Source organism: Streptomyces sp. NPDC014870, from assembly GCF_043081505.1.
Lineage (GTDB): Bacteria > Actinomycetota > Actinomycetes > Streptomycetales > Streptomycetaceae > Streptomyces.
This window is the reverse complement of sequence record NZ_JBIBWQ010000001.1, coordinates 937,561-958,706: the sequence shown is the minus strand read 5'-3', so window position 1 is coordinate 958,706 and position 21,146 is coordinate 937,561. Positions and strand designations below refer to the sequence as shown.

Annotated in this window: 15 protein-coding genes and 1 pseudogene; 3 read left to right on the top strand and 13 right to left on the bottom strand. The window is 73.5% G+C overall.

Annotation, left to right across the window (positions count from 1 at the left end; all coding sequences use genetic code 11):
* Positions 1–56: 56 nt before the first annotated feature.
* From ACF09C_RS04025 to ACF09C_RS04010, 4 genes are all read right to left on the bottom strand, one after another.
* A complete protein-coding gene (locus tag ACF09C_RS04025; protein WP_392088360.1) occupies positions 57–2,801 on the bottom strand; it encodes a DUF6493 family protein in 2,745 nt (914 codons plus the stop codon).
* Positions 2,798–4,219, bottom strand: a complete 1,422-nt coding sequence (locus ACF09C_RS04020) for an SWIM zinc finger family protein (RefSeq protein ID WP_392088357.1) — start codon at positions 4,217–4,219, stop codon at positions 2,798–2,800. The genes ACF09C_RS04025 and ACF09C_RS04020 overlap by 4 nt, the downstream gene beginning before the upstream one ends.
* A 71-nt stretch (positions 4,220–4,290) precedes the next feature.
* Positions 4,291–5,904, bottom strand: coding sequence for an alkaline phosphatase D family protein (locus ACF09C_RS04015; protein ID WP_392088355.1), 1,614 nt, complete (start codon positions 5,902–5,904; stop codon positions 4,291–4,293).
* A gap of 111 nt (positions 5,905–6,015) precedes the next feature.
* The gene (locus ACF09C_RS04010) at positions 6,016–7,563 is read right to left on the bottom strand and encodes a PLP-dependent aminotransferase family protein (protein WP_392088353.1); all 1,548 of its coding nucleotides are present in this window, start codon (positions 7,561–7,563) and stop codon (positions 6,016–6,018) included.
* Positions 7,564–7,610: 47 nt separating this feature from the next.
* Here ACF09C_RS04010 and ACF09C_RS04005 point away from each other — a divergent pair.
* Positions 7,611–8,447, top strand: a pseudogene (locus tag ACF09C_RS04005) (EamA family transporter); the annotation flags it as partial.
* A gap of 45 nt (positions 8,448–8,492) precedes the next feature.
* On the opposite strand, the gene ACF09C_RS04000 reads toward ACF09C_RS04005, so the two are convergent.
* Complete coding sequence (locus ACF09C_RS04000) at positions 8,493–9,323, bottom strand: alpha/beta fold hydrolase (RefSeq protein ID WP_392088351.1); 831 nt, start codon at positions 9,321–9,323, stop codon at positions 8,493–8,495.
* A 115-nt stretch (positions 9,324–9,438) separates the two neighbouring features.
* On the opposite strand from ACF09C_RS04000, the gene ACF09C_RS03995 reads away from it, so the two are divergent.
* Together ACF09C_RS03995 and ACF09C_RS03990 are read left to right on the top strand one after the other, a co-directional pair.
* Complete coding sequence (locus ACF09C_RS03995) at positions 9,439–10,323, top strand: RNA polymerase sigma-70 factor (protein ID WP_392088349.1); 885 nt, start codon at positions 9,439–9,441, stop codon at positions 10,321–10,323.
* A gap of 258 nt (positions 10,324–10,581) precedes the next feature.
* A complete protein-coding gene (locus ACF09C_RS03990; protein ID WP_392088346.1) occupies positions 10,582–11,322 on the top strand; it encodes a GntR family transcriptional regulator in 741 nt (246 codons plus the stop codon).
* 115 nt (positions 11,323–11,437) lie between these two features.
* Here ACF09C_RS03990 and ACF09C_RS03985 read toward each other — a convergent pair whose 3' ends face one another.
* From ACF09C_RS03985 to katG, 8 genes are all read right to left on the bottom strand, one after another.
* Positions 11,438–12,595: an ROK family transcriptional regulator gene (locus ACF09C_RS03985; protein WP_392088344.1), complete on the bottom strand. Its 1,158-nt coding sequence runs from the start codon at positions 12,593–12,595 to the stop codon at positions 11,438–11,440.
* An 86-nt stretch (positions 12,596–12,681) separates the two neighbouring features.
* Complete coding sequence (gene mug, locus ACF09C_RS03980) at positions 12,682–13,248, bottom strand: G/U mismatch-specific DNA glycosylase (protein ID WP_392088694.1); 567 nt, start codon at positions 13,246–13,248, stop codon at positions 12,682–12,684.
* Entirely contained in the window at positions 13,245–14,687 is a 1,443-nt protein-coding gene (purB, locus tag ACF09C_RS03975) for an adenylosuccinate lyase (protein ID WP_392088342.1), read from the bottom strand. Before purB ends, mug begins: the two co-directional genes overlap by 4 nt.
* Before the next feature lie 109 nt (positions 14,688–14,796).
* Entirely contained in the window at positions 14,797–15,576 is a 780-nt protein-coding gene (locus tag ACF09C_RS03970) for an SGNH/GDSL hydrolase family protein (RefSeq protein ID WP_392088340.1), read from the bottom strand.
* Positions 15,577–15,718: 142 nt separating this feature from the next.
* Positions 15,719–16,735: a hemolysin family protein gene (locus ACF09C_RS03965; RefSeq protein ID WP_392088338.1), complete on the bottom strand. Its 1,017-nt coding sequence runs from the start codon at positions 16,733–16,735 to the stop codon at positions 15,719–15,721.
* A complete protein-coding gene (locus tag ACF09C_RS03960; protein ID WP_392088335.1) occupies positions 16,732–18,081 on the bottom strand; it encodes a hemolysin family protein in 1,350 nt (449 codons plus the stop codon). Before ACF09C_RS03960 ends, ACF09C_RS03965 begins: the two co-directional genes overlap by 4 nt.
* Before the next feature lie 146 nt (positions 18,082–18,227).
* Complete coding sequence (locus ACF09C_RS03955) at positions 18,228–18,665, bottom strand: GNAT family N-acetyltransferase (protein ID WP_392088333.1); 438 nt, start codon at positions 18,663–18,665, stop codon at positions 18,228–18,230.
* A 138-nt stretch (positions 18,666–18,803) separates the two neighbouring features.
* On the bottom strand, positions 18,804–21,023 hold the full coding sequence (gene katG, locus ACF09C_RS03950; RefSeq protein ID WP_392088331.1) for a catalase/peroxidase HPI: 2,220 nt from the start codon (positions 21,021–21,023) through the stop codon (positions 18,804–18,806).
* Positions 21,024–21,146: the final 123 nt, after the last annotated feature.

The window sequence follows — 21,146 nt, the reverse complement described above, 5'->3', positions numbered from 1 at the left end:
GTGTTGCGTGATCACGAACGCTTTGTGACTGACGGGTTAAGCGCCGATCTGCGGGTTTACTGGTCGATTTCGACCGGTTGTGTCGCGTCCTGATCGGCCCCGCCGGCGAGTTCGTCCGCGCCGGTCCGCAGCGCCCTCCGCAGCCGCCCGGCCTGGACGACGATCTGGGAGGAACCGCGCCGGTCCGCCACCGCGTCAAGACCCGGTATCTCCCCGGCCGCCCCGAACCGCTCCACACAGTCCGCCGCGACGGCCAGCAGCTCACCCAGCCCGCGGACCGGCTTCTCGGCCGCGAGCAGCGCGGGCAGCAGTGGCGCGAGGACCGCCCAGGCCGTGCCGTACGCCCCCGTGGCCGCCGCCGTACGGGCCGCGTCCGCGATCCGGTTGGGCTTCACCGTGCCCTCGCCGACCAGCCGGGCCAGCGCGGCGCCCAGCAGGCCGGGATCCAGATCGCCCCGCGCGGCGAGCACGAGCAGGGTGTCCACGGCGGTCAGCCGGTCCTCGGTGTGCCGGCAGCCGAGCGCGACGGCCAGCGCGAGGTGGGTCGTCTCGCCGACGGGACCGTCCGACTCGGCCAGCGCCGTCAGCCCCCACGTGACTCCCCGCTCGCCCCAGTCCACCCCGGCGGCGAGGACGGGCAGCAGGAACGCCGCCAGCGTCTCCCGGTCGTCCGGCAGGACGCCCGGCCAGTGCGGCCGGTGAGGGAACCAGCGGTGACAGGGGTGAGCCGCCTCGGTCTCGGCGCCGCCCAGCCAACGGAACGCGGGCGGGAACTCGTCCCGTACGCCCCGCCGCTCCCGGAGCTTCAGGACGAACCGGTCGACCAGAGCGACGCGGCCCTGCGTGCCGTCCTCCCGGGCGAGGAAGCGGGCGCCCGGGGCGAGGGCGGCCTGCTCCGTCAGCCACTGCGCGAGCCGCTCCCCGGCCCTCGTGCCCAGCGCCGCGGCTTCCGCGGCCGCCCCGGGCGCGGAAGGGTCCCCCTTGCGGAGCCGCAGCAGCGCCTGCGCGAAGTCGACGGGCGCCGGATCGACACCGGCGTCCCGGTAGGCGCGCAACCGCTCGACGAGCACGGACGGCTCGATCGCTCCGGTGTGCCAGGTGGGCGCCGCGAGCAGGAACGGCAGCCGGTCCGTGGAGACCAGGGCCGCCACCTCCCACAGCCGGGCGTCGACGACCGCGTCCAACGCCTTGTGCACGCACGCCGAGGGGGCGTGCCCGCGCACCCGCGCGGCCTGGACGCGCGACGCCCGGACCTGGCCCATGAGGGCGGCCGTCACCACGTCCACGCCGTACGTCCCCTGGGCGAACGGGTCGCGACCGTGAACCTGGCCGCCCGCCCACCAGGCGTCGGCGAAGGCCTCCGTCACCGCGGCCGTCAGCTCCTCGCGGTGCAGGTGGGCGTGGCGGACCAGCCCGTCCAGCACGCGCTCGAACGCCTCCGGCGAGGCTTCGACGCGGCCCTTGGAGACCGTCACCAGATCCGCCACCAGCTCCGCGACCGTGGCCGCAGGACCCGCCACCCGCCGCGGCTCCGGCACGGGCGGCAGCGTCTCGTCGTACGGAAGGTCCTCGGCGAACTCCGAGGCGCCGAAGAGCTCCTCGGCGGCCTGCCGGTGCATGGGGCTCAACACGGCGGCGGCGCCCGCCAGTTCCTCCAGCACCTGCTCGTCCACCGTCGCCAGGTACCGCCCGACGAGCTTCAGGGCCCGCTCCTGGACCCCGGTGTCCTCATGACCGAAGGCCTCCGCGACCACCGGCAGCAGCGCGGCCGCCGCACCCGGGTCGCCCCGCAACTGCTTCGTCAGAAGCGTCAGCTGGGCCCGTACGAGCTTCTTCTCCGTACGGAAGAGCACCTGCGCGGACATCTCCGCCAGCTCCGGCGTCGACAGCTCGCCCCCGGCGGCGAGGCCCGCCAGGACCTCCTGCGCGTACGCCGCGACCGGCGACGGCGCGTCGGCGGCCATCCCGATCCAGTCCGCCATCCGGCCGCGTCGCTCCTCGGGCGTCGGATCGAGCAGTTGGAGCAGCGCCAGCGGGAACCGCAGGTCCCGCAGCCTGCCCCCGCGCAGCAGCCGCGCCACACAGCCGTCCACGAGGGACGCCCGGTCGAGCACGCCCTCCGTGGTGAGCCTCGCCAGCGCGGTCGGCCAGTGGCCGCGCGTCCCGGGCGACACGGACCAGGTGAGCCGGGCCGGGGTCTCGATCATGTCCAGGATCCGGGGCACCAGGAGGGGCGTCTGCGGGTCGGTGCGCAGGTCCTCCACCAGGCGCTGCCCGTCCTTCGCGGTCGTCCAGCCGAGGACGTAGCCGTCGGTCGTCGGCACGGCGCAGCCCGAGCGCGTGACCAGCTCGCGCACCAGGGCGTAGTCGCTCTCGGCCACCGCGGGCCGCTCCGCGAGCCGCTGCGCGACGTCGCCCAGCCAGGCCGGGTCCCGGTCGGCCAGGACCTCCAGAACCTTCCCGCTCGTGGACCGGCTCCAGTCCGCGAGGTCACGCCCGGCGATCCAGGCGGCTGCCGCCGCCGCGCCCGTGTGACAGCCGGCCCCGGCGACCCGCAGCGCCTTCTGGATCGGCACCTGTTCGTTCCAGCGGCTCCAGCTCCAGCCGCGCACCTCGGTCCGCAGGGCCTTGAGCTCGGCCAGGGCCTTCTTCCGGTCGCCCGGGTCCAGCTCCTTCAGGAGCCCGGGGACGGCGTCGACCCGTCCCGCGCGGACCGCCGTCAGCAGCCCGTTCACGGCTCGCCCGTCCCGTGCCGCCGTCAGCCGCGCCTTGAGGGCGGCCTCGTCGAATCCGTCGCTCATCGCGCACCTCCGAAGGCCTCGACCCCGGCCGTCCCACCGGTCACGCCGGCCGCTGCCGCCGTGCGCACGGCACTCCGCCGGCTCATCCGCACGGCCAGCGCGTGCTTGCACGGGCCCCGCCGGCCCCGGTAGTCCGCCCACCACTGGCACGTGCAGCTCAGTACGCCGCCCGACTCCCGCACCTGGTAGCGGCGTTCGCCCGAGGCCACCGTCGCGAGCTCCCCGTCCAGGACCACGGCCCCCTCGGTGACCAGCGCCCGCGCCGCCACCAGCCGGGGATTGTGCCGCTCCGCGCGATCCGCGTCGTACGGCAACTCCCGGTGGAAGTAGGCCGCGTCGGCCACGTCGTACCCCACCCGCCCGGCGGTGCCGAGCCTGGTCAGCGCCGCCCGCACCCGGTCCACCGGAAGACCCGACCGCTCACCCAGCTCCGCCGGGTCGATCCTCGGCTCCCAGGCCAGCAGCACCGAGATCAGCTCGGCGTCCTGCGCCGCCTCCTCCGTCGCCAGCGCCTCGAGGACCCCGCCCTCCCCGGAGAAACCGCGCGCCGAGTCGGGCGAGAGGGTGAGGGTCAGCCGCATCCCGGGCAGCGTCACCTCCCAGGCGCTCGCCGCGGCGACGCCGTCCGGCACCGGCCCGTACACGCGCAGCGCCGTCGCGTGGCGCAGCACCCGCTCCAGGGCCACCAGCCGGTCGGGCCCCGGAAGACAGACCGCCCCCGGCACCGGCCGGGTCGTCGGCCGCAGCGTCCGCCCCGCCTGGACCACCCAGAGCGGCGCACGTCGCCCCGCCCCCTGCGAGCGTGGCAGCGAGCGCAGGAACCGCACCGCCTCCGTACCCGTCAGTTCCGCGCGCAGATCGAAGCCCGCGGAGGCCACCTGGGCCTCCGCGAAGCCGCGCAGCCAGCGGTCCGGCAGCGGGACCTTCTTCTCCACGACCGCGCCCGCGAGCGTCGTCACGGCCAACTCCTCCGGGCCGACCCGCAGATGCAGGGGATCGCTCCCCGTCATCCGGGACAGCGCCTCCCGCAGCGGGTTGTTGACGTCGACGTTCGTCGTGCCGTGCCCGGTCTCGGCGCCGTCGAGGCCCTCGCTCAGTACGTCGAGCCGGGCGTACACCCCGCCGCAGCCGGAGAAGGACTCGAACCGCAGCCGGTCACCGTTCCCCGTCACGACCGGGTCCAGCGAGCCCGGCCGTATCCGCTGGTAGTAGCGGGCCGCCGCGACGTCCGCCACCGCGAGCAGACCTCGCGCCGCGATCTGCGGGGACGTCAGGAACCCGCTGAAGAAGCGAGGATGGGCCTCGGCCCCGGTGGGGGTGAGCCCACCGGAGGTCTCCAGGCCGAGGAGCCGCCCGCCCCCTGAGGAACTCAGGGCGGACGGGCGTGAGTAGGCGAGCGCCTGTACGGATCGCGTCATGGAAGAACGCTAGGACCCACCACTGACAATCGACTCCGGATCCCTCCGGACCTGCGGGAACGGGCGCCCCGCTACTGCCCGACCCGCCCCGGCCGGAGCACCTTGCTGAACAGGACCGTCCCGCCCTCCGCCCGCAGCCGGACCGTCAACTCCCCGCTCCCGCCGTCGATGTCGACCTCGCCGAAGTACTGCGGCGACTCCATCGGCGACACGTTCGCCCGCTGCGGCGCCCGGACGAAGACCCGCTCGGGGCCGAACGTGGCGTCCAGCGCGTTCGCCGGGAAGCCACCGGCGGCCAGCGGCCCCGAGACGAACTCCCAGAACGGCGCGAAGTCCTGGAACGCGGCGCGCTCCGGGGCGTAGTGCTGCGCCGAGGTGTAGTGCACGTCGGCGGTCAGCCACAGCGTGCCGGTGATCCGGCGGTGCTTGACGAACCGCAGCAGCTCCGCGATCTGCAGCTCGCGGCCGAGCGGCGCGCCCGGATCGCCCTGGGCGATCGCCTCGATGTTCGCCGCGCCGTCCGGGACGACGAGCCCCAGCGGCATGTCCGCCGCGAGCACCTTCCACACCGCCCGCGAACGGCTCAGCTCCCGCTTGAGCCAGGCCAGCTGCTCCGCGCCGAGGATGCCCTCGGTGTCGTCGGCCTGCCGGCCGGGGGAGTTGGCGTTGCGGTACGAGCGCATGTCGAGGACGAAGACGTCGAGCAGCGGGCCGTAGCGCACGACGCGGTGCATCCGGCCCCGCGTGGCGAGGCCGTCACCGCGCGCGTGGAGGGTGGACACGGGGAAGTACTCGGCGAAGGCGCGGGAGGCGCGGGCCGCGAGGACGTCCACGTTCTTCTCGGTGTAGCGGGCGTCCTCCAGGATCTGGCCGGGGTACCAGTTGTTGCGCACCTCGTGGTCGTCCCACTGCACGATCGAGGGGACCTGCGCGTTGAACGCGCGGACGTTGTGGTCGAGCAGGTTGTAGCGGAACTGGCCCCGGTACTCGTCCAGGGTCTCCGCGACCTTCGCCTTCTCGGGGGTCATCAGGTTCCGCCAGACCCGGCCGTCCGGCAGCGTGACGCTCGGCTGGAGCGGGCCGTCCGCGTAGACCGTGTCTCCGCTGCTCAGGAAGAAGTCCGGGTTCAGCCCGCGCATCTCCTCGAAGGCGCGGAAGCCGCCGACGTCGGGGTTGATGCCCCAGCCCTGCCCGGCGATGTCGCCCGACCACAGGAATCGCACCCCGTCCCGCCGCCGCTCCGGGGCGGTCCGGAAGGTGCCGACGACCGGTTCGCCCGTGCGGCGCGGGTCGTCGGGGTCCGCGAGCGTGACCCGGTAGTGAATCTGCTCGCCCGCGGGCAGGCCGCGCAGCGCCGTGGTCCCCGTGAAGTCGCTGCCCGGTCCGAGCAGCGGCCCGTGGTGGCGGTGCGCACGGCGGAACGATTCACTCGCCGAGGTCTCCACGATCATCCGGGCGGGCCGGTCCGAGCGGATCCACACCAGGCCGGAGGAGGCCGTGACGTCGCCCGTCTGCACACCCCAGGCGGCCCGGGGCCGGCCCGACAGCGCGAGCGCGGGCGCGGCGGAGCCGAGGACTCCGCCGGCGGCGGCCCCACCGCCGACGGCCAGCGCCGCGGAGGCGGCCAGGGAGCCGCGGAGCACGCTGCGGCGGGCGGGGGTCGGTCCGGGGACGGAGTGGGACATCGAAGCGCCTCCAAGTGCGGTGCCGGATGGGGTCGTTGTGACCTCCATCCCTAACGGCCGGGGGCGGCGCGCACACGAACCCGGGGTGAACACCCCGGACCTGCCCCCCGTTCAGCCCTCCCCGCGCCTCCCGCAGGCGTCGGCCAGGAGCCGCACCCCGCGCGCGATGGCCGACGGGGTCAGATGGGCGTGGCCGAGGACCAGCCGGACCGCGCCGTCGGCAGGCCGGGACGTGCCGAACTCCTCAAGCGGGCGCAACGCCACCCCCGCGGACGCCGCCCGCTCCACGAAGCGTGCGGTGGGACCGTAACGGGGCTCCACGCGCGCGATGATGTGCAGCCCGGCCGCGATCCCGCTCACCGTCGTGCCGGGGAAGGCCCCCGCCAGCGCGGCCACCAGCGCGTCCCGCCGCTCCCGGTACGCGCGCCGGCAGCGGCGCAGATGCCGGTCGTAGGCGCCGCGCGTGACGAACTCGGCCAGCAGCGCCTGGTCAAGGGCCGGGTTGCCGAGGTCCATCGTCCGCTTGCGCTCCACGACCTCCGCGTGCAGCGCGCGGGGTACGAGCATCCAGCCGAGCCGCAGCCCGGGGGCGAGCGACTTGCTCACCGAGCCGGTGTAGACGACCCGCTCGGGGTCGAGGCCCTGAAGGGCGCCCACCGGGGCACGGTCGTAGCGGAAGTCGCCGTCGTAGTCGTCCTCCAGGACGTAGCCGTCGACCGTCCTCGCCCAGTCCAGGAGCGCTGCCCTGCGCCCCGCCGAGTACGCGATGCCCGTCGGGAACTGGTGCGAGGGCGTCGTCACCACCACCCGGACCCCGGACGCGGCGAGCGGACCGGGCAGCAGCCCCTCCTCGTCGACCGGCAGCCAGCGGACGTCCATGTCGGTCGAGGCGAACAGCCGGCCGTGCTCCGGGCTGCCCGGATCCTCGATCCCGACCGTGCGCATCCCGCGCGCCCGCAGGACGAAACCGAGCAGTGTCGACGCCTGCGCGACCCCCGAGCAGACCACCAGGCGCTCCGGATCCGCCACCACACCGCGCCGCCGCGCGAGCATCGCGGCGAGCGCGCTCCGCAGCTCCGGGAGCCCCCGCGGATCCGGGTAGCCGAGCGCCCGGTGGGGCAGCGCGGACAGCACCGACCGCTGGGCCGCCGCCCACGCCGCGCGCGGGAAGAGCGCGAGGTCGGGCGTCCCGGGCCGGAAGTCCACCTGGACACCCGCCACGCCTGACGCACCCGTCACACCCGCCATGCCTGTCACACCCGTCACACCTGACGCACCCGCCATACCTGACGCACCCGCCACACCCGGTGCGCGCGGTGCCGGATCCCGCACGGTCCGCCCGGTCGCGGCCCGCGCCGTCTCCCCGACCCACGTGCCCGAACCCCGGTCGCTGCGCAGATACCCCTCGGCGGTCAGCTGCTCGTACGCCTCCGTCACGAGCCCCCGCGAGACCCCCAGATCGGCCGCGAGCTCCCGGCTCGAGGGCAACCGTGTCCCGGCCGTCAGCCGCCCCGACCGCACCGCGTCCCGCAACGCCTCCTGCAGAGCCCGCCCCCGCCCTCTGCCCGGCGTCCCGGCCGCGGTCACCAGCAACTCCCAGGCCGCCGAAGGCTCCGGGCGCCCGCCCGCCGGGTGCGAAGTGGTCCCCGAACTCGTCATGGAAGTGGACCTTAAACCGATCCGGCGGACTTCCTAGCGTCGGGACCATGAACCGGAACTCCCTGCGCGGGGCCCTCCTCGTGACCGTCGCCTACGCCCTCGTGGGCGCCTCCTTCACCGCCAACAGCCTGCTGGGCGCCTACCCGTACGCGGGCGGCCAGGCCCTGCGCTACGGCGCCGCCTGCCTCCTCCTGCTGCCCCTGCTCGGGCCCGGCGGGCTCGCCCCGCTGAAGGCGCTCGGCGCCCGGGGGTGGGTGCGTCTCGCCGTGCTCGCCGCCGTCGGCATGGTGGGCTTCAACCTGGCCGTGCTCGCCGCGGAGCGCACCGCCGAGCCCGCCGTCCCCGGTGTCCTCGTCGGCTGCGCCCCGGTGGTCGTGGCCGTGCTCGTACCGCTTCTGGAGGGGCGCAGGCCGAGCCGGCCCGTCCTGTACGGCGCCCTGCTGGTCGCCGCCGGAGCCTTCACCGTCCAGGGGTGGGGGCGGACCGACCTGGCCGGCCTCTCCTACTCCGTAGGAGCACTGGCGGGCGAGGTCGGGTTCACCGTGCTCGCCGTACCGGTGCTGCGGCCGCTCGGGCCGAAGCTGCTGACCGCCGCCGTGTGCGGGATCGCGGCCGTCGAGTCGGCGGTGCTCGGCCTGCTCGTGGACGGCGGCGGGTTCCTGCGGACGCCGACGGCCGTGGAGACGGGCGCGCTGGTGTGGCAGGCGGTCCTCGCCACGGTCGTCGGGTTCGTGCTCTTCTACATGGGCGTCCAGCGGATCGGCATGGAGCGGGCCACCCTGTTCACCGGCGCCATCCCGGTCGCCGCCGCCCTGACCGCCGCGCTGGTGGCGACTGGCGGCTTCGGCCTGCCGCAGGCCGTCGGCGGCCTTCTCGTCGGCGCGGGTGCGGCCCTCGGGACAGGGCTGTTCACCCGCCGCCGCGAACCGTCAGCGGCTGCCGTCGAGGATCACCCGCGCCACGAGAGCCGGATCGTCGCTCATGGGGACGTGCCCGCAGCCGGGCAGCCGCACCAGCCGGGCGCCCGGGACGGTGTGCTTGGCGCGGACGCCCTGACGGCGCAGCAGCAGCCGGTCCCGCGTCCCCCACGCGACGGTCACGGGCACGGCGGTGATGTCGTCGCCGAACAGCACGGTCCGGCCGGCCTCCAGGGTCTGGTGGAAGCCGGTGGCCTCCCTGAGGGCGAGCGTCTCGGCGACCACCGCCTCGGGTGAACGGCGGCCGGGGCGCGCGTAGATGGTGCTCGTGAGCGCCGTCCGCCCGGCGGCGCTGCGGGACAGCCGCTCGATCAGCGGCACCGGCATCGACAGCGCGGCGGCTCGCATCGCCCGCAAGGTCCCGAAGGCGTACCGCCGTTCGCCCTCCGACCAGAAACCGGCCGGGGAGAGCGCGGTGACCGAGCGGACCAGCTTCTCGCGGCCGAGCTCCAGGGCGAGCAGCCCGCCCAGCGAGTTGCCCGCCACGTGCGGCCGTTCGATGCCGAGGGCCGCGCAGAAGGCGCCGAGCACCGGGACGACCGAGGCCAGGTCGTAGGCGCAGCCCTCCGGCAGCGGGGCGGAGGCGCCGAACCCCGGCAGATCGACGGCGACGACGTCGCGTTCGGCGGCCAGGATGTCGAGCACGGGCTCCCAGGCCTGCCAGTGGTGGCCGATGCCGTGCAGCAGGAGGAGCGGTTCGCCCGCGCCCCTGCGCTCGTACGTCACGGAGGACGTGCGCGGACCCCCGGGGGTCTCGATCGAGAACGAGATCTGTGCGGACATACGCGTGCTCCTTGACTTAGACACCCTGTCAGCAAGAATTACCGCTCGGTAGATACGAGTTCAAGGGCCCGGACGGAACTGGACAGCGGGCCGATCCATCGGCTGGGATGGGGGAGTGGTGACCGACACGCTGACCGACGTCTTCCAAGAACACCGCCCCATGCTCCACGGTGTGGCCTACCGCATGCTCGGCCGCGCCGCCGACGCCGAGGACGTGGTCCAGGACGCGTGGCTCCGCTGGACCGCGACCGACCGCGAGGACGTCCGCGAGCCCCGTGCCTACCTCGTACGGATCACGACCCGGCTCGCCCTCGACCGGCTGCGCCAGGCCCAGGCCCGCCGCGAGTCCTACATCGGACCCTGGCTGCCCGAGCCCGTCCTCACCGACTACGGACCGGCCGTCCCCGACACCGCCGAGCAGGCCATGCTCGCCGACTCCGTCTCGCTCGCCGTCCTCGTCGTCCTCGAATCGCTCTCCCCGCTGGAGCGCGCGGTCTTCGTCCTCCGCGAGGCCTTCGGCTTCCCCTTCGCGGAGATCGCCACCACCCTCGACCGCTCCGAGGCCGCCGTCCGCCAGCTCGCCGGCCGCGCCCGCCGCCACGTCGACGAGGGCAGGCCGCGCTACGACGTCGACCCGGCCGAACGCCGCGACCTCACCGAGCGTTTCCTCGCCGCCTCGGCCGGCGGCGACCTGGCCGAGCTGCTCGCCCTGCTCGCCCCGGACGTCAGGCTCGTCGGCGACAGCGGCGGCAAGTCCAAGGCGCCGCTGCGGATCATCGACAGCGCCGACAAGGTCGGCCGCTTCCTGCTGGCCGTCGCCGAGGGCGCCGAGTCGCTCTTCGAGTTCCGCTTCGCGGAGGTGAACGGCGCGCCGGCACTGCTCGCCCTCGTCGACGGGAAGCCGGACACGGTCTTCCAGATCGAGGTGCGCGACGGACGCATCCAGTGCGTCTACATCGTGCGCAACCCCGACAAGCTGCACGCGGTCGCACCCTCCTGACCCGGTTCCGCTTGCCCCGCTCCACCCGCTGCCCCGCCTCCGCCCGGAGGCGGGGCACTTTGCTGCGCAGGGCACACAACGGTGCGAACGTCCTGTGAACGATCTACGTCAGAGGGCCGCATTCGGGGGCATCCAGGTCAGGATTGGTCTTGACCAAGTGGGTGCGCCGCCCTATGGTCGCAGAGTTAGTGCAGGAACCTTTAATAAACAAGGGCGCGGAAAACCGCCGCGGGACACGGCGAATTGCGGAGGATCAGGGTGGGGACCACGCAGCTGGAATCGGTGCCGGAGCCTAAGTACTGGCACCTCAAGACCGTGATCGGCGAGGCGCTCGACTCCGACTTCGCGGTCGGCGAGATCCTGCCCAACGAGCGGGAACTGGCCGCGCGCTTCGGCGTCGCCCGCGCCACGCTCCGGCAGGCCCTGGAGCAGCTGGAGCTGGAGGGCCGCCTGCAGCGCCGCCGCGGGGTCGGCACGACCGTCGCCCCGCCGCGCGTGGGCGTCGACGTCTCCACGACCCAGCACGTCTGGCCCGGCGTCTCCGAAGAGACCTGGCAGTCCGTGGACTCCACCCTCGACACCACCCCGGCGGCCGTCGCACGGCTCCTGGACCTCGCCCCCGACGAGCAGGTGCACGTGGTGCGCCGCCTGCGCGTCACGCAGGGCCAGCCCGTCGCCGCCGAGCTGCTGTACGTGCCGTCCGGCTCGGTCCCCGAGCTGACCGCGATCGACACCCCGAACGGCCCGGCCCGCGCCCGCAGCGTCCTGCGCGAACTCCAGCGCCTCGCCCTCGACGGCCAGGACCGCTCCGTGGAGCTCGGCTCGGCCCGCGCGGACGACGCCAAGGAACTGGACCGCCTCCCCGGCGCCCCGGTCCTCGTCGTCACGACCCGCTACCTCTCCGAGGGCCGCACGGCCGCGGTCTCCGTCGCCACGTACCGCGCCGATACCTGCCGCCTCACCTTCGGGGACTCCGGCGACCTGGTCATGGCGTCCTGACGGACCCGCCGACGTCAGGCCAGCAGCACGCCGCACGAGCCCGTACGGAGCCGCCAACAGCGGCCCCGTACGGGCTCGTCGGTTCTCTCCGAGCTCGTCGGTTCTCCCGAGCCCGTCAGCGGCGGGCCGTCACCGTGCCCTCCACCGCGAAGAGCTGCTCCTCCACGTGGTCCAGGGCCAGGCGCAGCGCCCCCGTCCCCACCGCCGCCTCGCCGAGCAGCGACAGGACCACGCGCGGCGGGCGCAGGCAGAAGCGGGCCAGCTCGTCGCGGAGCGGCTGAAGGACGCCGTCCAGGCCCGCCGCCCAGCCGCCGATCACCACCAGCTCCGGATCGAGCGCGAGGACCAGCGCCGCCACGTCGTGGACCAGACGCTGCGTGAACCGCTCCACCGCGGCCTCGGCGCGCGCGTCGCCCCGGCGCGCCAGCGCGAAGACCTCCGCCACCGCCTGCTCGTCCAGCGGGTGGAGCGGCTCGTCGGTGGTCGACAGCAGGTGCTCGGGGGTGACCCCGCGCCCCAGCAGGTGCAGCGCGCCGATCTCGCCGGCCGCCCCGCCGTACCCGCGGTGCAGCCGCCCCCCGATCAGGGACCCCGCGCCCGGGCTCAGCCCGGCCAGGACGAACACGATGTCGTCGGAGTCGGTCGCCGCGCCCTTCCAGTGCTCGGCGACCGCCGCCGCGTTGGCGTCGTTCTCCACGATCACCGGGCACTTGAACGAGCGCCGCAGCCGCTCCCCGAGCGCCAGGCCCGTCCAGCCGGGCAGCGCCGTGCCGAGCCGTACCGTGCCGTCCGCCTCGACGATCCCGGGCGTGCCGACGCCGACCGCCCGCAGGTTCGACCGGGGCACCCCGGTCCTGCGCAGCACGTCTGCGACGACCGTGCGGACCCGCTCCAGGCGCTCGTCCTCGGGGGCCGTCTCCGAGACCTCGCGGGAGCCCGCGCCGATGATCCGGCCGTCGAGGCCCGAGAGCAGCGCGGCGACCCGGTGCGGGCCGATCTCGATGCCGAGCAGATGCCCGGCCTCCGCGCGGAAGCGGAACCTCCGGGCCGGGCGGCCCTGCCGCCTCGCCTCGCCCTCCTCGGGCGCGACCTCGACGACGAGCCCGCCGACGATGAGCCCCTCGACGACGCCCTCGACAGTCGGCCGGGACAGACCCGTGACCCGGGTCAGGTCCGTGAGCGTGAGCGCGTCGGCGCCCCGCAGAGCATGGAGTACCACCGCGGAATTGATCCGCCGCAGCAGCGACGGATCTCCGCCGGTCAGCCGCCCCACCGTGTGTCCTCCCAGCTCGTGCGCATGTGTGCCGGATGTTACTCAATGGACAGGAGTGCGGCGAGGCCCGACCGGGCACGGTCCGACTACGGTTGCGCGCCCCGGTCCGGCACCCCCGCTGCCTCGCGCAGCCGGGAGAACTCCTCCGCCATCGTCTGCAGGGTCCAATGCGCGTTCAGGCCACTGGGGTTGGGCAGCACCCAGATCCGGGTCGTGCCGATCGTACGCTCCTGCGGCCCGACGACCGCGCGCCGCTCACCGAACGCCGTGCGGTACGCGGTGATCCCGACCACGGCCAGCCAGCGCGGCCGCAGCCGCTCCACGCGCCGGGTCAGCAGCCGGCCGCCCTCCCGGAACTCCTCGTCGCTCAGCTCGTCGGCCCGTGCCGTCGCCCGCGCGACCACGTTCGTGATGCCGAGGCCGTAACCGAGCAGCTCCTCCTGCTCCGCGGGCTTCAGGAGCCGGGGCGTGAAGCCGGACCGTTCGAGCACCGGCCAGAAGCGGTTCCCGGGACGTGCGAAGTGGTGGCCCGTCGCGGCCGACATCAGACCGGGGTTGATCCCGCAGAAGAGGACCGAAAGGCCGCCCGAGGCCACGTCGGGAATGACGCGGTCGCGGGCGGCCTCCAGCTGCTGCGGGGTGAACCGGGTCAGAGGATCGACCCGGGGGTGTACGCGGCGGCCTCCGGGTGCTGCTTGACGATCTCCTCGACACGGGAGACCACGGCGGCGACCTGGTCGGAGGCGGCGCCGGTGAACGACAGCTTGTCCGCCATCAGCGCGTCGAGCTGGGCGCGGTCCAGCGGGATCCGCTCGTCGGCGGCCAGCTTGTCGAGCAGCTCGTTGCGCTCGGCGCCCTGCTCGCGCATGGCGAGCGCGGAGGCGACGGCGTTCTCCTTGATCGCCTCGTGGGCGATCTCCCGGCCCACACCGGCGCGGACGGCGCCCATCAGGACCTTCGTGGTGGCCAGGAACGGCAGGTACCGGTCCAGCTCGCGGGCGACGACCGCCGGGAACGCGCCGAACTCGTCGAGCACGGTCAGGAAGGTCTCGAGGAGGCCGTCCAGGGCGAAGAAGGCGTCCGGCAGCGCGACCCGGCGGACGACCGAGCACGACACGTCGCCCTCGTTCCACTGGTCGCCCGCCAGCTCGCCGGTCATCGACGCGTAGCCGCGCAGGATGACCATGAGGCCGTTGACGCGCTCGCAGGAGCGGGTGTTCATCTTGTGCGGCATCGCGGACGAGCCGACCTGGCCCGGCTTGAAGCCCTCGGTCACCAGCTCGTGACCGGCCATCAGACGGATGGTCTTGGCGACCGAGGACGGCGCCGCGGCGAGCTGCACGAGCGCGGTGACCACGTCGTAGTCGAGCGAGCGCGGGTAGACCTGGCCGACCGAGGTGAAGGCGTGCGCGAAGCCGAGGTGACCGGCGATCCGGTTCTCCAGCTCGGCGAGCTTGCCCGCGTCGCCGCCGAGCAGGTCGAGCATGTCCTGGGCGGTGCCGACCGGGCCCTTGATGCCGCGCAGCGGGTAGCGGGCGAGCAGCTCCTCGACGCGGCCGTGGGCGACGAGCAGCTCGTCGGCGGCGGTCGCGAAGCGCTTGCCGAGGGTGGTGGCCTGGGCGGCGACGTTGTGCGAGCGGCCGGCCATGACCAGCTCGGCGTACTCGCCGGACAGCTTGCCGAGGCGGGCCAGGACGGCGACGGTGCGGTCGCGCATCAGCTCCAGGGAGAGCCGGATCTGGAGCTGCTCGACGTTCTCGGTGAGGTCGCGCGAGGTCATGCCCTTGTGGACGTGCTCGTGACCGGCGAGGGCGTTGAACTCCTCGATCCGTGCCTTCACGTCGTGCCGGGTGACCTTCTCGCGCTCGGCGATCGAGCCGAGGTCGACCTGGTCGAGCACGCGCTCGTAGTCGGCGAGGGCGGCGTCGGGAACCTCGATCCCGAGGTCCTTCTGGGCGCGCAGCACGGCGAGCCACAGCCGGCGCTCCAGCTTCACCTTCTGCTCGGGGGACCAGAGGACGGCGAGCTCCGCGGAGGCGTAGCGGCCGGCCAGGACGTTGGGGATACGGGGCTTCGCAGTCACAGCAGTCACGTGACCGAATTCTACTGGCGATTTCTGCAGGCCAGCGCCAGGGTCGGATTCGTCTCTTACTACGAGACCGCCGGGAGACGCCCGTCACGCGCGCGTGACGGGCGGCGGCTCAGGCCGTCGGCGGCTCGTACGGGAGCAGCTCCGGGCGCTTGGCCGGGCGGCCGTCGCCCGAGGAACGGCCGGTCAGCCTGCGGCCGATCCACGGACCGAGGTGCTCCTTGGCGAAGCGGGCGTCCCCGAGGCGGCGGGCCGGCCAGGACGGCGGCGCGGTCGGCGGCAGCGGCGTCCGCCAGTCCTGCTCCGGGGCCAGGCCGAGTGACTGCCACACCGCTTCGGCGACCCGCCGGTGGCCCTCGGGGGTCAGGTGGAGCCGGTCGACGTCCCACATGCGCGGGTCGCCGAGCGCGGGCGCCCCGTACAGGTCGACCACCACGGCGCCGTGGCGGGCGGCGAGCGCCCCGACGTGGTCGAAGAGCTCCTCCATGCGCGGCCGGAAACGCTCCATGACGGGGCCGTTGCGGCCCGGGCTGCGCATCAGGACCAGCTGCCCGCAGGAGGGCGCCAGCGTCTCGACGGCCTCCGTGAGCAGGCCCCGTACCCGCCCCATGTCGCACTTCGGCCGCAGGGTGTCGTTCAGGCCGCCGACGAGGGTCACCACGTCCGCCTTCATCGAGGCCGCCTGCGGCACCTGGTCCTCGACGATCTGGCCGATGAGCTTGCCGCGCACGGCGAGGTTCGCGTACCGGAAATCGGGGGTGCGGGCGGCCAGCCTGGCCGCGAGGAGGTCCGCCCAGCCCCGGTACGTGCCGTCGGGCAGCCGGTCCGACATTCCCTCGGTGAAGCTGTCGCCGACGGCGACAAGACTGGTGTACGTGGCATTCATCTCCATGGCGGAAGCGATCATACCGTGCGGTATGCGGATGCCCGTCCGAGCCCTCGTGCCGCACGGCCGGAACGGCCTCGCGCCGCACGGCGGAACGAAAGGGCCCCGGGGCACAGCTCGCGCCCCGGGGCCCTCGTCTCCTGCTCCGCTACCCGGCCGGCCTGCCGACCAGCTCCCGCAGCACGTCCTCCATCGTGACGAGCCCGGCCAGCTTGCCGTCCTCGTCGAGGACCGCCGCCAGGTGCGTACGGCCCCGGCGCATCGCGGTCAGGACGTCGTCCATGGGCGTGGCCGCCCGGACCCGGGCGATCGGCCGCATCGCCGAGACCGGGAAGGGCAGGTCCCGCGGCGTCACGTCCAGGGCGTCCTTCACATGGAGGTAGCCCAGGATGCGGCGGCCCGTGTCGACGACCGGGAAGCGTGAGAATCCCGACTCGGCGGCGAGCGCCTCCAGCTGTTCCGGGGTCGTCCCCACAGCCGCGTAGACGACCTTCTCGACCGGCATGACGACGTCGACCACCGGCCGGCGCCCCAGCTCCAGGGCGTCGTGCAGACGCTCCGTCGCGCGGTCGTCGAGCAGTCCGGCGACGCCCGCGTCGGTCACCATCCGGGCCAGCTCGTCGTCCGAGAACGTGGCCGAGACCTCGTCCTTCACCTCCACCTTCAACAGCTTCAGGAGGGTGTTGGCGAAGGCGTTGATCGTGAAGATCACGGGGCGCAGCGCCCGGGCGACGGCGACCAGCGGCGGGCCGAGGGCCAGCGCCGTGCGGGTCGGCTCGGCGAGCGCGATGTTCTTCGGGACCATCTCGCCCAGCAGCATGTGCAGATAGGTCGCCACCGCCAGCGCGATGACGAACGAGATCGGGTGCACCAGACCGTGCGGCACGCCGACCGCGTCGAAGACCGGCTCGAGCAGGTGCGCGATGGCGGGCTCGGCGACGATGCCGAGCACCAGGGTGCACAGCGTGATGCCGAGCTGGGCCGCGGCGAGCAGCGCCGAGACGTGCTCCAGGCCCCAGATGACGCTGCGGGCCCGCCGGTCGCCGGCCTCGGCCTCCGGCTCGATCTGGCTGCGGCGCACGGAGATCAGGGCGAACTCGGCGCCGACGAAGAAGGCGTTCACGACCAGCGTCAGCGCGCCGATCAGCAACTGGATCGCGATCATCGGCCGGCCTCCGTGGTCGTGCCGGACTCACCGGTCTCCTGGACGGGCGGCATGTGCATGAGCACCCGGGCGGCCCTGCGTCCGGAGGCGTCCACGACGTCGAGCTGCCAGTCGGCGAGCTCCACGCGGTCGCCGACCGCCGGGATCCGCCCCAGCTCGGCGGCGATGACGCCGGCCAGCGTCTCGTACGGTCCGTCCGGGACGCGCAGGCCGATCGCCTCCAGCTGGTCGGTGCGGGCGGCGCCGTCGGCGGACCAGAGCTCGCGCCCGTCCGCGTCCACGCCCGCGCGCGCGAGGTCGGGGGTCTCGTGCGGATCGTGCTCGTCGCGCACCTCGCCGACGACCTCCTCGACGATGTCCTCCAGCGTGGCGACACCGGCGGTGCCGCCGTACTCGTCGATGACGACGGCCATCGTCTGCTTGCCGGACAGCCGGTCCAGGAGCCGGTCCACGGTCAGCGTCTCCGGGACGAGCAGCGGCTCGCGGAGCATGTCCCCGATCCGCCGCAGGCGCCGCTCGTCGGCCGGTATCGCCAGCACGTCCTTGATGTGCGCGATGCCGACGACGGTGTCGAGGTTGCCGTGGTAGACGGGGAAGCGGGACAGACCGGTCGCCCGGGTCGCGTTGGCGACGTCCTCGGCCGTGGCCTGCACCTCCAGGGCGGTGACCTGGACGCGCGGGGTCATCACGTTCTCCGCGGTCAGCTCGGCCAGATTGAGGGTCCGTACGAACAGCTCGGCGGTGTCCGCCTCCAGGGCGCCCTCCTTGGCGGAGTGGCGGGCCAGGGCGACCAGCTCCTGCGGGGAGCGGGCGGAGGCCAGCTCCTCGGTCGGCTCCATACCGAGCCGGCGCAGGATCCGGTTGGCCGTGTTATTGAGATGGCTGATCAGCGGCTTGAACGCGGCGGTGAAGACCCGCTGCGGGGTCGCGACCCGCTTGGCGACCGCCAGCGGCGAGGAGATCGCCCAGTTCTTGGGCACCAGCTCACCGACGACCATCAGGACGACGGTCGACAGCGCGGTGCCCAGGACCAGGGCGACCGAGGAGGCCACCGACGCGGACAGGCCGAGCGCCTCGAACGGACCGCGCAGCAGCGCGGCGATCGACGGCTCGGCGAGCATGCCGACGATCAGGTTGGTCACCGTGATGCCGAGCTGGGCGCCGGAGAGCTGGAAGGTGAGCGACTTGACGGCCTTGAGCGCGCTCGCCGCGCCCCGCTCGCCGCGCTCCGCGGCCCGTTCGAGATCGGACCGCTCGACGGTGGTCAGCGAGAACTCGGCCGCGACGAAGGCACCGCAGGCGAGCGAGAGCAACAGCGCCACCACGAGCAGAAGCACTTCGATCATCGGGTCACCTCCGTTCCATGATCAGTCAGGGACGGAGAGATCGCTCGCTTGGTACTGGTACTGGGAGGCTCGCCCATGGGCGGACGCTCACACCTTTCGGTCGTGCTGGGTGGGATCACCCATCGTAAAGGACGTGCAAAGAGGGGTTACGGGCGCGGGGCCGCGGGCAGCGGCTTCACCCAGCGGGTCCACTGCTCCTCGGGGCCGTACGCGGCGGCTCGCCAGGCGTGCTGCCCGAGCGTGTTGCGGTCGAGCACCATCGCGTCCGCGCGCCGCCCGCCCAGGCGTACGAAACGTTCCTCCGCCGCCGCGAGCAGGGCGGCGCCGATGCCCTGGCGGCGGTGGTCCGGGTGCACCGCGAGGCGGTAGAGATGGCAGCGCCACCCGTCGAAGCCGGCGATCACCGTGCCGACCAGCTCGCCGTCCCGCTCGGCCAGGATCAGGGCCTCGGGGTCACGGGCGACGAGCCGCTCGATCCCGTCGCGGTCGTCGCTGATGCTCGTGCCCTCGGCGGCGGTCTTCCAGAAGGCGAGGACGGCGTCGAGGTCGGCCGGTGCGGCGGCCCGTGTCTGCGGTGCGGTCATGTCCGGAATCCCACCACCGGTTCCGGCCGCCCGTAAACCGTGTTTCGGCATGCGGAACGCGGGATCCGCCGAACGACGGACGTCCGGGCCCGCCCCCGAGGGCGCGCCCGGACGTCACGACTGACGGCTGCCGGGTGGTCAGACCAGGTCGAAGCGGTCCAGCTCCATGACCTTGACCCACGCGGCGACGAAGTCCTTCACGAACTTCTCCTTCGCGTCGTCGCTCGCGTAGACCTCGGCGAGCGCGCGCAGCTCGGAGTTCGAGCCGAAGACCAGGTCGGCACGGGTGCCGGTCCACTTGACCGCGCCCGTGGCGGCGTCACGGGCCTCGAACTCGTCCTGCGCCGAGGACGTCGCCTTCCACGCGGTGCCCAGGTCGAGCAGGTTCACGAAGAAGTCGTTCGAGAGCGTGCCCGGCTTGGTGGTGAGGACACCGTGCTTCGACCCGCCCTGGTTGGCGCCCAGGACGCGCAGACCGCCGACGAGGACGGTCAGCTCGGGTGCGCTCAGGGTCAGCAGGTTCGCCTTGTCGACCAGCAGGTACTCGGCCGGCAGACGGTTGCCCTTGCCCACGTAGTTGCGGAAGCCGTCGGCGGCCGGCTCGAGCGCGGCGAACGACTCGACGTCCGTCTGCTCCTGCGCGGCGTCGACACGGCCCGGCGTGAACGGCACCTCGACGGCGAAGCCGCCGTCCTTGGCCGCCTGCTCGACGGCCGCGGAGCCCGCGAGCACCACGAGGTCGGCCAGCGAGACCTTCTTGGCGCCGGCGGCGTTGAAGGACTCCTGGACGCCTTCGAGCGTACGGAGGACCTGGGCCAGCTCGTCCGGGTTGTTGACCTCCCAGTTGCGCTGCGGCTCCAGGCGGATGCGACCGCCGTTGGCGCCACCGCGCTTGTCGCTGCCGCGGAAGGACGAGGCGGCGGCCCAGGCGGCGGAGACCAGCTGCGAGACCGTGAGGTCCGAGCCGAGGATCCGCTCCTTGAGGGAGGCGATGTCGGCCGCGTCGAGCTGCTCGCCCTCGCGCGCCGGCAGCGGGTCCTGCCAGAGCAGCTCCTCCGAGGGGACCTCCGCGCCGAGGTAGCGCACGACCGGGCCCATGTCACGGTGCGTGAGCTTGTACCAGGCGCGAGCGAAGGCGTCCGCGAACTGCTCGGGGTTCTCGTAGAAGCGCCGCGAGATCTGCTCGTAGACCGGGTCGAAGCGGAGCGACAGGTCGGTGGTGAGCATCGTCGGGAGGTGCTTCTTCGACGCGTCGTACGCGTCCGGGATGATCGCCTCGGCGTTCTTCGCCACCCACTGGTGCGCACCGGCCGGGCTCTGGGTGAGCTCGTACTCGTACTCGAAGAGGTGCTTGAAGAAGTCGTGGCTCCACTGGGCCGGCGTCGTGGTCCAGGTGACCTCGAGGCCACTGGTGATCGCGTCGGCGCCCTTGCCCGTGTTGTACGTGCTGGCCCAGCCCAGTCCCTGCGCGTCCATCGGCGCGGCCTCGGGGTCGGCGCCGACGTTGTCGGCCGGGCCGGCGCCGTGGGTCTTGCCGAAGGTGTGGCCACCGGCGATGAGGGCGACGGTCTCCTCGTCGTTCATCGCCATGCGGCGGAAGGTCTCGCGGATGTCGCGGGCGGCGGCGATCGGGTCCGGGTTGCCGTTGGGGCCTTCCGGGTTCACGTAGATGAGACCCATCTGGACCGCGCCGAGCGGGTTCTCCAGCTCGCGGTCACCGGTGTAGCGCTCGTCGCCGAGCCAGGTGGTCTCCGGGCCCCAGTAGACGTCCTCGTCCGCCTCCCACACGTCGGCGCGGCCGCCGGCGAAGCCGAAGGTCTTGAAGCCCATCGTCTCCAGGGCCACGTTGCCGGTGAGGATCATGAGGTCGGCCCAGGAGATGGACTGGCCGTACTTCTGCTTGACCGGCCACAGCAGACGGCGGGCCTTGTCGAGGTTGCCGTTGTCCGGCCAGCTGTTCAGCGGCGCGAAGCGCTGCTGGCCGGCGCCGGCGCCACCGCGGCCGTCGCTGATGCGGTACGTGCCGGCGGAGTGCCAGGCCATGCGGATCATCAGCGGGCCGTAGTTGCCGAAGTCGGCCGGCCACCAGTCCTGCGAGGTGGTGAGCACCTCGGCGATGTCCCGCTTCACGGCCGGCAGGTCGAGCGCGTTGAACGCCTCGGCGTAGTCGAACTCCTCGCCGAGCGGGTTCGCCACGGCCGGGTTCTTGGCGAGGATCTTCAGATTGAGCCGATCCGGCCACCACTGACGGTTGCCACCACCCTGAGTCGGGTGAGCGGCGCGCGTGTGCGCGACCGGGCAGCCACCCGCGCCCTCCGCTTTCGCGTCGGTGACGACTGCATCGTGGTTCTCGGACATGGGAATCCTTCCGGACGGGGCGGATCGCGTTGCTCAGCCGGGGCGGGCGGTCCGGACGGGCGGTTGTGCCGCCCGACCGGAGCCATGTTGTCCCTTGGCTATTGCCGGAACCGATCCTACGAT

Coding starts and splice junctions, on each gene's coding strand:
- ACF09C_RS03970 (WP_392088340.1), bottom strand. CDS start 15,576: ATGGAGATGAATGCCACGTACACCAGTCTTGTCGCCGTCGGCGACAGC.
- ACF09C_RS04010 (WP_392088353.1), bottom strand. CDS start 7,563: ATGACGAGTTCGGGGACCACTTCGCACCCGGCGGGCGGGCGCCCGGAG.
- ACF09C_RS04000 (WP_392088351.1), bottom strand. CDS start 9,323: ATGTCCGCACAGATCTCGTTCTCGATCGAGACCCCCGGGGGTCCGCGC.
- ACF09C_RS03965 (WP_392088338.1), bottom strand. CDS start 16,735: ATGATCGCGATCCAGTTGCTGATCGGCGCGCTGACGCTGGTCGTGAAC.
- katG (WP_392088331.1), bottom strand. CDS start 21,023: ATGTCCGAGAACCACGATGCAGTCGTCACCGACGCGAAAGCGGAGGGC.
- ACF09C_RS03960 (WP_392088335.1), bottom strand. CDS start 18,081: ATGATCGAAGTGCTTCTGCTCGTGGTGGCGCTGTTGCTCTCGCTCGCC.
- ACF09C_RS04020 (WP_392088357.1), bottom strand. CDS start 4,219: ATGACGCGATCCGTACAGGCGCTCGCCTACTCACGCCCGTCCGCCCTG.
- ACF09C_RS03955 (WP_392088333.1), bottom strand. CDS start 18,665: ATGACCGCACCGCAGACACGGGCCGCCGCACCGGCCGACCTCGACGCC.
- ACF09C_RS04015 (WP_392088355.1), bottom strand. CDS start 5,904: ATGTCCCACTCCGTCCCCGGACCGACCCCCGCCCGCCGCAGCGTGCTC.
- ACF09C_RS04025 (WP_392088360.1), bottom strand. CDS start 2,801: ATGAGCGACGGATTCGACGAGGCCGCCCTCAAGGCGCGGCTGACGGCG.